Raw genomic sequence first — 1,275 nt, 5'->3', positions numbered from 1 at the left:
GCACCGCCGAACGCCTGCACGCCGCGGCGCTGCTGACCCAGGACCCGGCGCTCCCGCTGCGCTCCGTCGTCGAGCAGACCGGGCTGTCGCTGGGCACGGCGCACGACGTCCGCCGCCGGTTGCTGCGGGGCGAGGACCCGGTCCCGCAGAACCGGCAGAGCGCGATGCTGGAGACGGGGCCCGCCCGCCAGAAGCAGGCGGCGGCCAAGCCGCCCGTCGGCGCGGTCGTCCGGACGAGCCCGAAGGCGCCGCCCGCCGTCGCCGGGAGACCGCCGGTGTCCCCGCGGTCCCGGGCGCCGCTGGAGGCGCTGCGCAGGCTCTCCAACGACCCTTCCATGCGCCACTCCGACCAGGGGCGCGAACTCATGCGCTGGCTGCACAACCGGTTCGTCGTCGACGAGGCCTGGCGCCGGCGCGCGGACGCGGTCCCCGCCCACTGCGTCGACTCGATGGCGGACCTGGCGCAGCACTGCTCGGACGCCTGGCGCCGGTTCGCCGAGGAGATGGTCCGGCGCCGGCACAGCGCCGCGGCCGACAGCCCGGAACTCCGTACCACTCAGCCACCTCGCCGTTGACGGCCTACTTCGACAGGGAGTTACGGTGACCACGAACACCATCGAGGACGCGGTCCGCCGGGTCGTCGAGTACATGCACGTCAACCTCGGTCAGAACCTCACGATCGACGACATGGCGCGCACGGCGATGTTCAGCAAGTTCCATTTCACCCGCATCTTCCGTGAAGTCACCGGTACCTCTCCCGGGCGTTTCCTGTCCGCCTTACGGATTCAGGAGGCCAAGCGACTTCTGGTGCATACTGCACTCAGTGTGGCCGATATCAGCAGCCAGGTCGGCTACAGCAGCGTCGGTACCTTCAGCTCGCGGTTCAAGGCCTGTGTGGGCCTTTCCCCGAGCGCCTATCGCGACTTCGGCGGGGTGCAGCCGGGATTCCCCTCCCCCGCGAGCCGTATTACCTCCGTCGCCCACAACCTCTCGTTACGCGGACGCATTCATTCCGCTCCGGGCGAGAGGCCGGAGCGGGTCTTCGTGGGCCTGTTCCCCGGCAGGATGCGCCAGGGCCGGCCGGCGCGCTGGACCACTCTGGAGAGCCCCGGGGCCTTCGAGCTCCGGGACGTCCCCGTGGGCACCTGGCACATCCTGGCCCACTCCTACTCCGTCGGCCACCAGCCCCACCGGCTCGACTCCGAACCGCTGCTCCTCGGGCACAGCGGACCGCTCGTGGTGCACCCCGGCGCGCTGCTCCGTCCGGTGGACATC

General features: G+C 71.1%; 1 protein-coding gene and 1 pseudogene. Both read left to right on the top strand.

Annotated features, from left to right (window positions below):
- Positions 1 to 575: pseudogene (locus ACFVWD_RS58440) on the top strand (transcriptional regulator); the annotation flags it as partial.
- Between the two features lie 25 nt (positions 576 to 600).
- Positions 601 to 1,275: helix-turn-helix domain-containing protein (locus tag ACFVWD_RS58435; RefSeq protein WP_389607329.1), on the top strand; the 675-nt coding region annotated here is incomplete at its 3' end.

Origin of the sequence: Streptomyces sp. NPDC058086, from assembly GCF_042885015.1 — a bacterium.
GTDB lineage: Bacteria > Actinomycetota > Actinomycetes > Streptomycetales > Streptomycetaceae > Streptomyces.
The sequence above is the reverse complement of the archived record's forward strand: the minus strand, read 5'-3'. Positions and strand labels throughout refer to the sequence as shown.